The organism is Leifsonia poae, from assembly GCF_050632195.1.
GTDB lineage: Bacteria > Actinomycetota > Actinomycetes > Actinomycetales > Microbacteriaceae > Leifsonia > Leifsonia poae_C.
In genome coordinates this window covers 3,055,935-3,069,066 of the sequence record NZ_CP192580.1, presented here as the reverse complement: position 1 = coordinate 3,069,066, position 13,132 = coordinate 3,055,935, and the positions used below count along the sequence as shown (strand labels likewise).

Sequence of the window (13,132 nt, the reverse complement as noted above, 5' to 3'; positions counted from 1 at the left end):
GCATCCGTTCGCGGCTGTCCGGCAGTATGGGTGCATGATGTCGAAGGCTCGTTTTGAGGCGTTCAGCGACGGTGTGCTTGCAGTGGCGATAACGCTGTTGGTGCTCGATCTCCATGTCGACATCAGCCCTGGCCACTCGCTAGCGGAGGCGTTGGCAGACCAGTGGCCATCCTTCGTCGCCTACGCGCTGAGCTTCCTGGTCATCGGCGTGATCTGGGTCAACCATCATTCGATCCTCCGATTCGCCACCGTTATCGATCGGGTGCTTCTGTTCGAGAACCTGTTCCTTCTGATGGTGGTCACAACGATCCCGTTCACCACCGCCACCCTCGCCGATGCTCTTGCTCACGGAACAGGCGAGGACATCCGGATCGGCGCACTTCTCTACGGCGCGTCGATGACGGGAATGGCGGTCGCGTTCACTCTGCTTTTCGCTCGAATCAGCGCAACACGATTGGCTTCGGGAAGCATCACGCGGGCGCAAAGGCGTTCTGCAGTTCTCCGGTTCGGGGCAGGGACGATCCTTTACCCGCTCACAGCAGTCATCGGTATTTGGAGCGCGCCCATCATGCTCGCCGCCTACGGCGCACTCAGCATCTACTACCTGTTCAACCAGACCGGGTATTCGGAGTCGGCGAGCGAGACAATAAGTTGAAGGCGATAGCGGACCGTTGAGCACGGTGTCGAACTGCGGAAGGGCAGGAGGCTGATGGGGAGTGCACCGATGCGCTTCGGCGGGTTCATTCCGGAGGACGCGCCCGATCCTCGTATTGCTCAAGCAGAGAGGCTGCAGCTGATGCCCGTACCTGTTATGGGATTCGTCGCGCAGCCAACTCTTGAAGACGTTCACATGGAGAGCACGATGTCCTCGGGCATGACCGACCTCTCAGAGATGACAGTGGGCATCACCTACACGCTCTGGCGCAATCCCGATGATCGCTCGGACCCGGCAAACCTTGCCGTTCTCGATGATGCGATCAGTCGTGCGCTAGACGGACCATTCCCCGTCCCGCGGCCCGCCTGGCTGATCGAGCAAGTCGAGCGGATGCGCTACCCGATCCTCTGGGAGGCCGTCAGGACGACATGGCACAGCGACCAGTCCGAACTCTCGTCAGGGACGCGCATTCTCGTCGAACACACCAACTACATTCTGATGAATCGTTTCCGAAAGGAGCTGGGACTGGGCGACATAGTCGCCGACCGCTTCGCTGCTCGCGTCACGGAGCGCGCTGTCAATTCACTCACGACCGTCACCGTAGACGGCATCGAGATACCGGCGTTCGAGATCGACACCGACCCATTCGTGTATGCGATCGGCGCAGAGATCAACGCTGGGTACGTCGTCACCGCGGTCGTGCCTCGCGCCGACTTGGAGTACGTCCAGATTGGCTTCGCACGCCGAGCATCCCGTCGCTCCCGTTGAAAGGCGCGAACAGCCGGCAGACCGCTACACGAAGCGTGTACGCGAGCGGGTGGCAACGATTGCTCGCTGCCACCCGCTCTGTCGTGCAAGTTGTTACTTGGACTTGACCGACCACTCCCAGAAGTTCCAGAAGGGTCCGGTTTGGTTGCCCATGTACTTGACACCGTCGACGCGAGCGTTGACGCCGAAGATGCCGGGCAGCTGGAAGAGCGGCAGGCCGTATCCGTCGGAGAACGTGGCTTTGTCGATCTGCTGCTCGAGCTTGATGAGCTTGTCGGGGTCGAGTGTGGATTGCGTCTCGATGGCAACGTCGTTCATCGCGTTGTACCGGTTGTTGTTGCCGCCGCCGCCTGTTGCGAACAGCTGGGGGATCATGGTGGTGCCGGCACCGGGGCTGATCCAGCCGAACAGCGAGGCGTCGTAGTTGCCACCCGGGAGGAGCGTGCTCCAGTCGGGCGATCCGGCGTCCTCGACCTTGATCCCGGCCTTGGCAGCCGAGGCCTGGATGGCCTGGAACTCGTCGACACGGTTCGGGTTGTTCGTGTTGTACAGGATCCGCACCGACGGGGTCGCGCCGCCCAGCAGGGCCTTCGCACCTTCGATGTCGACCTTGCTGTACTTGTCCGACCCGTTCTGCTTGACCGATGCTGCGTAGTCGTCCTGGCTGGGGAGCCAGATCTGCGAGTTCAGAACTTCGGCCTTCGGGTTCACCGGGGTGACGATCGAGTCGAGGATCTGCTGACGCGGGATGGTCTTCAGGAACGCCTCACGGACCTTCGGGTCCTGGAACACGGTCGAGCCGAAGTTCAGGTCGAGGTGGTCGTAGGAGACCTGGTCGCCGGTGAGCACCTTCGCGCTGGTCGCCTTGAGGGCGGTCAGGGTGTCGGCGGACGCCTGCGGGTTGATGATGTCGACCTCACCGTTCTGCAGAGCGGTGACCTGGGCGTTGGCGTCCGGGATGATGCGGAAGACGATCTTGTCCACGTTCGGCTTCAGTCCACCGTCGTAGTACTTGTTCTTCGACATGGTGATCGACTGGCCGGGGGTCCAGGCCGAGACGTAGAACGGGCCCGAGGAGACGAGCAGGTCCTTGTCGGTCGGGAACGCCGTGATGTCGTAACCGGTGTTGACGAAGTCCGCAGCCTTCTTCAGGGTCGCGTCCGGCGCGGCCGGGCTCGACTTGTCACCCTTGGGCAGACCCTTCAGCAGCTTGGTCAGGTCAGCAGCCGAGGACAGGCCCGCCTTCTTGGCCACGATGTGCGCAGGCTGCGCGATCGGGTTGAAAAGCTCCCAGTCCACGAAAGGCTTCGCATACGTCAGGGTGATCGACGTGTTGTCGTCGCCGACGGTCGGATACGAGGTTTGGTCGATACCGGCGGTTCCTGCAGCAGGTGTGAAGTACTGCGTTCCCGAAGTCACCTCACCCGTGGCCTGGTCGAACGTTGCCGAGTCGTAGTAGGCGGATTGCATCGCCCAGCCGAGAACCAGGTCATCAGCCGTGATGGGCTGGCCGTCGGACCACTTGTCGTTCTTGTTGAGCGTGTACTTGACGGTCAGCGGGTCGTCCGAGGTCTTCTCGAACTTGCCGAACTTATCATCGTGCACGATCTTGAAATTGTCGTCGATGTACTGGAAACCCGATCCGTACGAACCGTCCAAATAGCCCACCTGGCCGTTGGTGTCCACGTTTCCCTGCGGCGTCCCCGGGTTCAGCGACGTGAGGTCGTTGACGACCGCGACGGTAACGGTGCCGCCCGTGGCGGCTGTCGAATCCGACGCGCTGCCGGATGTGGTGCAGGCAGACAACGCGAGTGCTGCGACGCCGGCCACGGCGACCGCGCTGACCGCGTATCGGACCCTTCTTCTACTGCTGTGCAATGTTTCTCCTGTGTTAGTGCGCTGGGTATGAAGTCTTTCGGCTGAGCTCAGTGTTCGACCGGCTCCTCCTCTCCCAGCACGGCGAAGGCGCTGAGGGGAACCGGTTTGACGGGCACATGGGCGGAGAACCGTCCGACCTCATCGACGGAACGACCACTGCGGGCTCTGACGATAGCGGCGACCGCGGTCTCGCAATAGCGGCCTTGGCACGGCCCCATCCCGCTCCGGCATTCGAGTTTCACGGCACTGGCAGTGTCGAGGTGCGGGTTCGCGTCGAGCACCGCATCGATCGTACGACGGCTGACCAGCTCGCACCGACACACCGTGGTCGCCGGAGTCGCCAAGGCGAGCAAGGCGTCGCGGTTCGGCTCGAACATGCGCTCGACCACGCGCGAGAACCGGCGGGCATGGTTGATCCCGCGGCGAGCGTGACGCGATGAGGACGCGGACGAGGCCGAACGAGAGCGGCCGTCCACGGCCGCAAGGTCGGCGGCGATGCTGATCCCTGCGAGTTCACCTTCGGCCCGGGACTGTTCAGCTCCCGCGACGCCGGTCGGCTCTCCCGCGACGTACACGCCTGCCACCGAAGTCGCCATCGTCTCGTCGTGTTCGACGACCCAGCCTCCCTTCGCCGATTCCCAGCGCATGGAGCAATCGAGTTGCCTGGCCAGCTCGGTCGAGGGCTGGAAACCGTAGCCGATGACCAGGCCATCGGCCTGTACGGTGCGGCTTGCCCCTGTCTGGCGCCACTCCCGGTCGACCGTCGCGAGCCTGGCTGCAGCCACACGCCCCTCACCTTCCGCCGCTGTCACGATCGTGCGGGTCGAGATCCGCACGCCGGCGCGGATCAATCTCGCGACCGAGGCAGCCGTCTCAGCAAAAAGACCGACGTGCCCTGGTACGGCAGGAAGCGCGCGAACCGCTTCGCCGAATCCAGGCAATCCCCGTGCGAAGGCGACCTCGGCGACGTCCGCACCGGCCGCGCGCAACTGCTCCGCCACGATGAGCAGAAGGGGATGCGATCCCGCCAAGACGAAACGCTCGGCGACGAGAAGCCGCTGGCTCTTCACGAAGCCCTGGACAGCGCCTGCCATCATCACTCCGGGCAGCGTCCACCCGGGAAAAGCGACAGGTAGGTCGTATGCGCCTGTCGCGATGAGCAAGCGACGAGCACGGATGCGTTTGGCGCCATCCGGACCCGTCAGTCCGACACTCAGAGTCGTGCCGCCCCCTGCCGCCTCGGGGAAGATCCCGAACGCGGTCGAACCCGCGAGCCACTCGACTCCCGGGTGAGCCTCGGCACTGGCGAGCAAGTCGGCAGCCCAGGGATAGCCGGCAGGAAACGATCCGGACTTCGCGCCGAATTCGACGGGGGGCCGGCGGAAGATCTGGCCGCCTGGACGCTGCTGTTCGTCGATCACCACGACGCGGATCCCGCGTTTCGCGGCGGCCAGCGCCGCAGCGACACCGGCCGGACCGGCACCGATCACAGCAAGGTCGTACATGTCAGTCTCCTTGTCCGGTGCTGATGCGCATCCCGTCGGCCACCGGGGTCAGGCAGGCGCGGGTCAGGGGTCGATCGTCGACCACGACCGAGCAGTCGAAGCAGGTGCCCATGTTGCACAGGGGCTGCCGCGGCTCGCCCGCGCGGGTCGCGAACTTGGCCACCCCATCGGCTAGTAGCGCTGTGGCGATCGTCTCGCCGGCGAAGCACACGACCGGCGAACCGTCGACCTCCACCGTCACCGCCTGCTCGCGTTCGCGGGGCAGCCTCTTCGACTCAGACATGGGCAAGACCTCCGAATCGCAACGGTTGATACGGCGCCATCTCGATCGCCGTGCTGCGGCCTTGCGCCAGATCGGCCAGGATGCGCGCGAAACTGGGGCCGAGCGTGAAGGCCGACCCGCCGGTCGCGACGAACACTCCTGCGCGTCCGGGAACCTCGCCCGCCAGCGGCAACTGGTCCGGGGTCACCGTGGTCGTCCCGACCCAGGTGCGCAGCACCGGAAGCGGTGCCAAAGCCGGTACCACACGCATCGCGGCCAGCGCGTTGCCGGCGACGGACTCCTCCATCAGCCGGGGTCGCGCCGACAGATCCGGGCGCCCGTCAGCGTCGGTCGCGAGCAGCGCAGGCCAGCCTCCGCCGATGAGAACTGTTCCGTCGGATGACTGCTTCAGCGACAGCCGGGTTCCCGCGTGCTGCACGAGGTGAGGGATGAACGCGGGCGTTTTCGCGGTGACCGACATCGTCAGCGCCAAGGGGATCGTGGACAGGTGGACGTCAAGCATCGCTCCGAGCTCGGAGGTCCAGACGCCGCCGGCGAGCATCACGGTCTGGGCATGGAAGGAACGCTCGGTGGCGCGTCCGTCAGCTTCGATCGACGACGTGTCGACGCGCCACGCGAATCCGTCGCGTCGGATCGCAGTGACCTTCGTCCGCGTGTGGATGCTCGCCCCGAGCCGCTCGGCGCCGCGTGCGAGTGCAGGCCCTGCCCGCCGGGTGTCGGCCTTTCCCTCGATCGGACAGAACGCAGCAGCAACAACGGACTGTGAGAGGTACGGCGCGATAGAGCGCACTTCGTCGCCGTCGAGGAGGGAGACGTCGAGCCCCCACGAGCGCTCGAGCTCGGCCTTCCGTTCGAGGACGCCCGCTTGCTCCGCATTCTCGGCGAGCATCAGCCCGCCGTTCTGCACGACTCCGACGGATTCGCCCAGTTCGTCAGCGAGACGGGCCCAGTGCGCAGCGGCATCCAGATGCAACGGCATCGCCTCTGCGGCTTGCCTCGCCGCGTCCAGGCCGTGCTCCACCATCCGGTATTCGAGCTGGAAGTGCAGACTGCCCGCGTTCTGGCCCGACGCGTGCTGGTTCAATTGATCGCGCTCGAGCAGCACCACATCGGCTCCATCGCGCGCGAGCATCCACGCCAGGGCCGAACCGAGCAGGCCACCGCCGACGACGACCGAGTCGACGACCGTTCTCACGAGAGGGGGACGGTTTCGACGCCGAGACCTTCCAGCGTCGAACGCACGATCTGCACCTGATCTTCCGTGAGTTCGAGCAGCGGCCGGCGAACGTAGCCGGCCGGTACGCCCCGCAAGCGGAGCGCGGTCTTCATGATCGCTTGGGCGTTGCCGAACTGGGCTCCGTAGTCCTGCGTGAACCAGCGCTGCATCACGACGCGATCTTTGGCGCCGAGTGCCAGGGCCCGGTCGCGGTCTCCGGCGGCAAGTGCACGCCAGAAGTCGGGGTGGTCGGAGCCGAGCGGAGCGCCTGAGCCCATGAGCCCGTCGCCGCGGCCGAGACCGACCAGATCGGCGCCGAGGCCGCTCGTCGGAATGCCGAAGTAGCGCACCCGGTCGCCCAGGGCATACAGGCCGTTCAGGAATCCGGCCGTGTCCCCGGTCGAGTTCTTGATGGCCACCACGTTCTCAATCTCCGCGAGCTCGGTCAGCAGATCGGTATCGAGGTCGACGATGCAGCCGCGAGGCCAGTTGTAGATGCAGATCGGGATATCGGTCGCATGGGAGACCTCCTGATAGAAGGCAACGATTTCGCGCCTCGTCGGGACGATGTACGGGGGAGGCGTGAGCAGGATTCCGTCGAGGCCGGCCCGTTCCGCTGCGTGTGCGTGCCGGATGGCTTCTGCCGCGGTGAATGCGTTGCACCCGCCGAGCACCCACATGCTCGAACCGGCCAAGGTAGCGCCCTGCTGGAAGAGCTCGGCGCGTTCGGTCTCGCTCAGACTGAACCATTCCCCGGTCGTTCCGGCGAGCACGACACCGTGCATCCGTTCGGCGGTGAGCCAGCCCAGCTGCTCCTCGAACGCGGCGAAGTCGAGCTCCCCGTCGCGGGTGAACGGGGTCGTGATGGCGGGGATGTAACCGTGCCACTCCACAGTGTCCCGGTTCATCGGTTCTCCTCCCCGGCCGGCGTAGTCGCCGGCTCGATGTCAGTGGCGTGGTGGTGCACGATCTGCCAGCCGGAGTCGCCGCGTCTCACGACGTCGGTGACGCGGACCAGTTCGCCGATCGGCTCGCCGACGGATGCCCGCACTTCCAGCCGATAGCGGATGACTCCGGTGTCGCCCCACCGATCGGCGACCACGTCGACAGGCTCGACCAGCGGAAGCGGACTCGTGCGCTTCTCGGGCGCGATCGCCGGCCCACGGAGTTCGTCGAGTTCGACGATTCCCCGCAACAGCCGCGGATCGGCGGTTTCCCAAACGGTCACGTCTGGATGCAGCCGTTCATCGAATGCGGCGCGATCGGCCAAGTGTGCATAGAGCTCCTCGATGAATTCGTGGAGTTCGGCGACAGGATCTGAGTTGTGCACTGTGGTGCCTTTCGTGGTCATCGGTCCGCCAGCAGTGTCGAGCGCAGCGGGCCGAGGCCCATGGGGCCCGCGCCCAGCGCATCCTGGTGGAATCGCTTGAGATCGAAGTCGGCGCCGAGGCTTTCGCGGGACTGTTCGCGCGCGTCGCGCCAGAGTTTCGCCCCGACCTTGAATGCGAGCGCCTGCCCCGGCCAACCGAAGTACCTGTCGACCTCGAATTTCGCGGTGTGAGCATCCGTCATCGCCAGGTCGCGCAGGAAGGTGCGGGCGAGCTCCGGCGTCCAGGATGCGTCCTCGGTGAGCGACGTCATGGGAATCGGCCGCTCGGTGTGCAGCCCCAGATCGGCGACGATGCGTACAGAACGCCAGATCTGGCCGAACACCATGCCCAGAGCGCTCCGCGGGGGTGCGGATCAGTCCCAGCTCATCGGCCAGGCCCTCTGCGTAGTGCGCCCAGCCCTCGGCGTACCCGTGCACTTCGCAGAGGTAGCGCTGCCACGGGTGCAGGGATGCGTTGGCCCGGTTGATGGAGTGCTCCAAGTGATGCCCGGGGACTCCCTCGTGATGCACGCTGGTGACCTCGTGCCAGGTCGCGATCGATGAGCTGCCACGGGGGATGGTCCACACGATCTTGCTCGGACTGCTCCCGTCGGGTGCGCCAGGAAGGTAGTAGACGACTCCGGATGCGGCCTCGGTGACCACGCACTCCACCTCGCCGGTGTCCGAGGGCAGGTCGAAGGCGGTGCCGTCGAGCTGTGCGATCGTCTGGTCCACGCGAGATCGCAGCCACGCTGCGATCTCGTCAGGGCCCGAGAGCGCCTGCTCTCCAGATGTCTCCAGCATGGCGACCGCGCGGCGCGTCACATCGGAGTCCGCCGGAGTCCCGGTTATTTCGGACGCGATCCGACGCGATTCTGCGACGAGGCGTTCCAGTTCACTCCAGCCGAATGCGTAGATCTCATCGAGATCCAGATCGCTGCCGAGGAAGGCGCGCGAGGTGGCCTGGTAGACCTCCTCGCCGACGGCATCCTGAGCGGGCGCGTCAGTCGCCAGATCGAAACGCAGGAACTCCTCGAAGGAGGCGAAGGCAGCGGTCGCGTCAGGGGCGAGAACAGCGAGCCTGGCAGTGCGTGCGGGGTCCAGCGCTTCGGTCCGCAGCGACCCGAAGTAGTTCATTCCGGCGGGGTCGATCCAGGATGCGATCTGGTCGGCGACCACCGTCACCTGGGTCGCACCGGCGACGCCGCCTCCGCTGAACCGCCCGCCGACGCCCTGGTCGCGCGACCACTCGAGCCGGCGGCGCAGGTCGGCCAGAGTCGCGGGTACCGCGGCGAGGCGAGACAGAACGGCATCGCCGGCGTCGTCGGAGGTCACGACGGTGTCGTCGAAGGCTTCGCGGATGAAGTGCACCGGAGTGGCCAAAGGGGCAAGCAGTCGCGGGGTGAAGCCGGTGTCGAAAAGAGCGACCTCGCTCTCCAGCCGTTCGACCATCGCCGCGTGCAGCGCACGATCGGCGTGGCTGAACCCTCGCGGGTCGAGAGAACGGAGCTCTGCTGCGGTCGACTCGTCGAGCATCCGGCGGGCTTCTGCCCACTCGGGAGAGAAATCCGGCAGACGATCGGCCGCTGGTCGGCCCAGCGCCTGTGCGGCCGACGGCTCGTGCAGGGCGAGTGCCTCCACGTAGCGATCGGCGATCGCGCGCACCGCGCTCATCGGCTGGCCTCGCGGTCGTCGCGGTACACGCGGCCGTCCTTCATCACCCAGTCGATCCCGCGCAATGCCGAGACCTCCGTGGTCGGGTCGTCAGCCATCGCCACGAAGTCCGCGCGGGCGCCGATCCTGATCGTCCCGAACGTCTGGTCGCCGATCAGCTCAGCGGCTTGCGACGTGGCCGATCGCATCACGTCGAGTGGCGACATCCCGGCCTCGACCATGAACTCCATTTCGCGAACGGTCGCCGTCGTGCCGTCGAAACCGGCGGCGGGCGGCATGTCCGTGCCCATGGCGATCTTGACGCCGCTGGCGATCGCGTTCTCGAGGCTCTCCCAGTGCCGCGGTCCTGCACCCAGAGCGCGCTCCTTCATCCAGGCGGGAACTCCCTGCTCGTCGAAGAAGTCGGCGCATCGGCTCACGGTGATCGTCGGGACGTACCAGACGCCGTGCTCGGCCATCAGATCGGTCGTCTCGCGGGTCAGCTCGTAGCCATGCTCCACACAGTCGAGTCCGAGCCGTATGGCGCGGTCGAGAGTCGATGAGGGCCCGACGTGCGCCGTGACCTTGCGCCCCCAATCGTGGGCGACCTGGATGACGGCCGCCATCTCGTCGTCGAACAACTGCGGAGTGTCGATCTGCTCGTGCTCGCCCGCGATGCCACCGGACACGCACACCTTGATCAGATCGGCGCCCTCGCGGATCTGTAGCCGGGTGAGCCTGCGGAAGTCGTCTGGTCCGTCGCCTTCGAGCGCGTCAGACTCCCACCCGTGACCGCCGGTGCAGCACAGCGCGTGGCCGGCGGTGAAGATGCGCGGACCGTCGATCGCGCCGGCGCGTACCCCGCGCCGCAGTGCGAAATCGAGGTAGCGGCTCTCGCCGACCAGCCGCACGGTCGTCACACCCGAGAGAAGGGTGCGTCGGGCCGAGTCGGCCATCACCAGCAGCAGATCGCCATCGGAACCGCCGGAGACAAGATCGCCCGCAGTGCCGGGAAGGGCCAGACCGAAGTGCACGTGCATGTTGATGAGTCCGGGCGAGAGCACGCGGCCACCGAGGTTGATGCGGCGCACATCCGGTGCCGCGGCGCGGACGACGTCCGCCTCCTCACCCAGTGCGACGATCGTTCCTTCTCGATCGATCTCGATCGCGTGTTCCGTCAGCAGTTCGCCGCTCGTGCCGTCGAACAACCGGATACCGGTCAGCAGAGTTCCGATCGAGGTCTCGACGATGGTGTCAACCGACATGGCTGTTCCTTTCGTGGCCGGCGGCCGCTGCGGAGCCCGCAGCCTTCCGGCGAGTGGTCTTCGGCCCGATCACCGGGATCGCGGCGATCAGTGTCTTGGTGTAGTCGTGCACGGGTTCATTCCACACCCGCTCCGACGGCCCGCGTTCGACGATCTCGCCTGCGAACATCACTGCGGTCTCGTCGGCGATGGCCCTGACGAGCGAGAGGTCGTGAGAGATGAAGAGCATCCCCATCCCGAGTTCGCGCACGAGCCCCGTGAGCAACGTGACGATCTGGGCGGACGAGAAGGCGTCGAGTGCGGTGACAGGTTCGTCGGCGATCACCAGCGACGGCCGCGCTGCGAGCGCACGTGCGATCGCCAGACGCTGGCGCTGACCGCCCGAGAACTGATTCGGATAGCGACTGCGGCTGTCGGGGTCGAGCCCGACGAGTTGCAGCAGCCGGATCGCCTCTGCCGCGCGCGCCGGGCCGGACAGCGGCGTGCGCACACCATCGAGCAGCTGGTTACCGATCGTGCGACGAGGGCTGAGCGACGCATATGGGTTCTGGAAGATCATCTGCAGTCCGAGCGCATCCTTGGCCCGGGCACGGACCCCGGATGCGGCCAGCGGCCGGCCCTCGAACCGCACAGCACCCGAGGTGGGCGCTGACAAGCCCACGGCGACGCGAGCCAGGGACGACTTGCCGCATCCGGACTCTCCGACGAGCCCAACGATCTGGCCCGGGGCGACAGCCAGGCTGACCCCACGCACGGCACGCACAGGGTCCTGCCCGCGACGCTGATGGGTCACATGGACGTCGTCGATCTCGAGCACGTTCATCAGTGTGTCCCTTCCGCCGACGCGGCGACTCGATCTTGAGCGAGCGACTGCGCCCGTGATGCGATCAACGCCTTGGTGTATTCGTGGCTCGGGCGCAGCAACACATCCTCGGTGTCACCCGACTCCACGACGGAGCCGTCCTTGAAGACGTAGGTACGGTCGGCGATCGTCGACAGCACGCCCAGGTCGTGCGTGATGAACAGCACGGAAACACCTGTCTCGTCGCGCAGGCGATCGAAGAGTTCCAGGATGCCCGCCTGAACGGTCACGTCGAGTGCGGTCGTCGGCTCGTCGGCGATCAGGAGCCGCGGCTCGCACGCCAGGGCGATGGCGATCGCGGCACGTTGCCGCATCCCGCCGGAGAACTGGTGAGGGTACGAACGCAACGCCTTTCGGGGCTCGGCGATCCGCACCTGGTCGAGGAGTTCGACAGCGCGTTCCACGGCCAGCTTCTTGCTGATCCCGAGGTGGTGCCGCATGTGCTCGGTGATCTGCGTCCCGATCGTGAGCAAGGGATGCAGGGCTGCGGACGGATCTTGGAAGACCATCGCGATGCGATTGCCGCGTACAGGGCCGAGCTCGCGCTCCGACAGGGTCAGCAGGTTCTGGTCCTCGAAGGTCACCGCCCCCGAAGTGCGCGCTCCCTTGGGGAGGATCCCGAGGATGGCCGAGGAGGTCATCGTCTTTCCGGAACCACTCTCGCCTGCCAGCCCGACGATCTCACCCTCGCCGACCGTGAGGGTGGCGTCTCGCACGACATCCACATAGCCGGACGACGTCGGCAGCGACACGGTGAGCGCGTCGATGGTCATCAGTGGCCTCATCGCAGCCTCCCCGTCCGATTGCGCGGATCCAGGTAGTCCTGGACGCTGTCGCCGAGCATGTTGAAGGCGAGTACGATCGTGAGGATCGCCAGTCCCGGGAACAGGCTGATCCACCAGTTCGAGAGGTTCTGTGAGCCGAGGGCGATCATGGCACCCCATTCGGCCGCCGGAGGGCGAGGACCGAGGCCGAGGAAAGACAATGCCGCGAGCATCAGGATGGCGTTGCCCAGCTCGATGGTCGCCATAACGAGCGCTGGACCGGCGCTGTTCGGGATCACGTCTTTGACGATCGACTTGATCGTCCCCGATCCGAGAAGCTGCCCCGACACGACGTACTCCTGCTCGCGAACGCTGAGGACCGAGCTTCGAATGATGCGCGCGTAGAGCGGCCAGGACACGATCACCAGAGCGAGCACCGCGTTCCCGGTGCTCGGTCCGAACGCCGCGGTGACGGCCATCGCGAGGATGATCTGCGGAAACGCCAGGACCAGGTCGGCCAGTCGCATCGCGACCGTGTCGACGGCTCGACCGAGGTATCCGGCGAGCAGGCCGACGATACCGCCGACCAGCAAAGACAGTGCGACGATGACGACCGCGAGAGGCAGCGAGAGCCGAGTGCCGACGATCACCCGGCTGAGGACATCGCGGCCGAGCTCGTCGGTCCCGAACCAGTGGGCACCGGTCGGCGGCTGCAGGTTGGCGCCGACCGTCTTGAGCGGATCGTACGGGGCGATCCAGGGCGCGAAGAGCGCCAGGAGCGCCCAGATCACGATGACGGCGATCGAGACGACGGTCCACGGGCGACGCCAGACCGAGCCGAACTGCGACCGCAGCATCCGATCGGTGCCAGCGCGGCTGACGGCGTGCACGAGTGTCTCGGTTGGAGGTGGCAT

The 13,132-nt window shown here is 66.1% G+C and carries 12 protein-coding genes; 2 read left to right on the top strand and 10 right to left on the bottom strand.

From position 1 onward, the window contains the following. Positions 1-34 precede the first annotated feature (34 nt). Positions 35-655: a TMEM175 family protein gene (locus ACQ86A_RS15450; RefSeq protein ID WP_431277855.1), complete on the top strand. Its 621-nt coding sequence runs from the start codon at positions 35-37 to the stop codon at positions 653-655. A 54-nt stretch (positions 656-709) separates the two neighbouring features. Further along, positions 710-1,423 (top strand): hypothetical protein, encoded by a 714-nt coding sequence (locus ACQ86A_RS15445; RefSeq protein ID WP_431277854.1) that lies wholly within the window; start codon positions 710-712, stop codon positions 1,421-1,423. 93 nt (positions 1,424-1,516) lie between these two features. On the opposite strand, the gene ACQ86A_RS15440 is transcribed toward ACQ86A_RS15445, so the two are convergent. From ACQ86A_RS15440 to ACQ86A_RS15395, 10 genes are read right to left on the bottom strand one after another with little or no spacing between them, the layout of a single operon-like run. Next, a complete protein-coding gene (locus ACQ86A_RS15440; RefSeq protein WP_431277853.1) occupies positions 1,517-3,301 on the bottom strand; it encodes an ABC transporter family substrate-binding protein in 1,785 nt (594 codons plus the stop codon). 47 nt (positions 3,302-3,348) lie between these two features. After that, entirely contained in the window at positions 3,349-4,806 is a 1,458-nt protein-coding gene (locus ACQ86A_RS15435) for an FAD-dependent oxidoreductase (protein WP_431277852.1), read from the bottom strand. A gap of 1 nt (position 4,807) precedes the next feature. Further along, positions 4,808-5,089, bottom strand: coding sequence for a (2Fe-2S)-binding protein (locus tag ACQ86A_RS15430; RefSeq protein WP_431277851.1), 282 nt, complete (start codon positions 5,087-5,089; stop codon positions 4,808-4,810). Next, positions 5,082-6,284 carry an NAD(P)/FAD-dependent oxidoreductase gene (locus ACQ86A_RS15425; protein WP_431277850.1) on the bottom strand — a complete coding sequence of 401 codons (1,203 nt, stop codon included), beginning with the start codon at positions 6,282-6,284 and terminating at the stop codon, positions 5,082-5,084. The genes ACQ86A_RS15430 and ACQ86A_RS15425 overlap by 8 nt, the downstream gene beginning before the upstream one ends. Next, the gene (locus ACQ86A_RS15420) at positions 6,281-7,213 is read right to left on the bottom strand and encodes a dihydrodipicolinate synthase family protein (RefSeq protein WP_431277849.1); all 933 of its coding nucleotides are present in this window, start codon (positions 7,211-7,213) and stop codon (positions 6,281-6,283) included. The genes ACQ86A_RS15425 and ACQ86A_RS15420 overlap by 4 nt, the downstream gene beginning before the upstream one ends. After that, the gene (locus tag ACQ86A_RS15415) at positions 7,210-9,348 is read right to left on the bottom strand and encodes a DUF885 family protein (protein WP_431277848.1); all 2,139 of its coding nucleotides are present in this window, start codon (positions 9,346-9,348) and stop codon (positions 7,210-7,212) included. The genes ACQ86A_RS15420 and ACQ86A_RS15415 overlap by 4 nt, the downstream gene beginning before the upstream one ends. Beyond that, a complete protein-coding gene (locus tag ACQ86A_RS15410) occupies positions 9,345-10,592 on the bottom strand; it encodes an amidohydrolase family protein (RefSeq protein WP_431277847.1) in 1,248 nt (415 codons plus the stop codon). Before ACQ86A_RS15410 ends, ACQ86A_RS15415 begins: the two co-directional genes overlap by 4 nt. Further along, positions 10,582-11,415 carry an ABC transporter ATP-binding protein gene (locus tag ACQ86A_RS15405; protein ID WP_431277846.1) on the bottom strand — a complete coding sequence of 278 codons (834 nt, stop codon included), beginning with the start codon at positions 11,413-11,415 and terminating at the stop codon, positions 10,582-10,584. The genes ACQ86A_RS15410 and ACQ86A_RS15405 overlap by 11 nt, the downstream gene beginning before the upstream one ends. Then, positions 11,415-12,227, bottom strand: a complete 813-nt coding sequence (locus ACQ86A_RS15400) for an ABC transporter ATP-binding protein (protein WP_431277845.1) — start codon at positions 12,225-12,227, stop codon at positions 11,415-11,417. Before ACQ86A_RS15400 ends, ACQ86A_RS15405 begins: the two co-directional genes overlap by 1 nt. Positions 12,228-12,235: 8 nt before the next feature. Next, positions 12,236-13,132 (bottom strand): ABC transporter permease, encoded by an 897-nt coding sequence (locus ACQ86A_RS15395; protein ID WP_431277844.1) that lies wholly within the window; start codon positions 13,130-13,132, stop codon positions 12,236-12,238.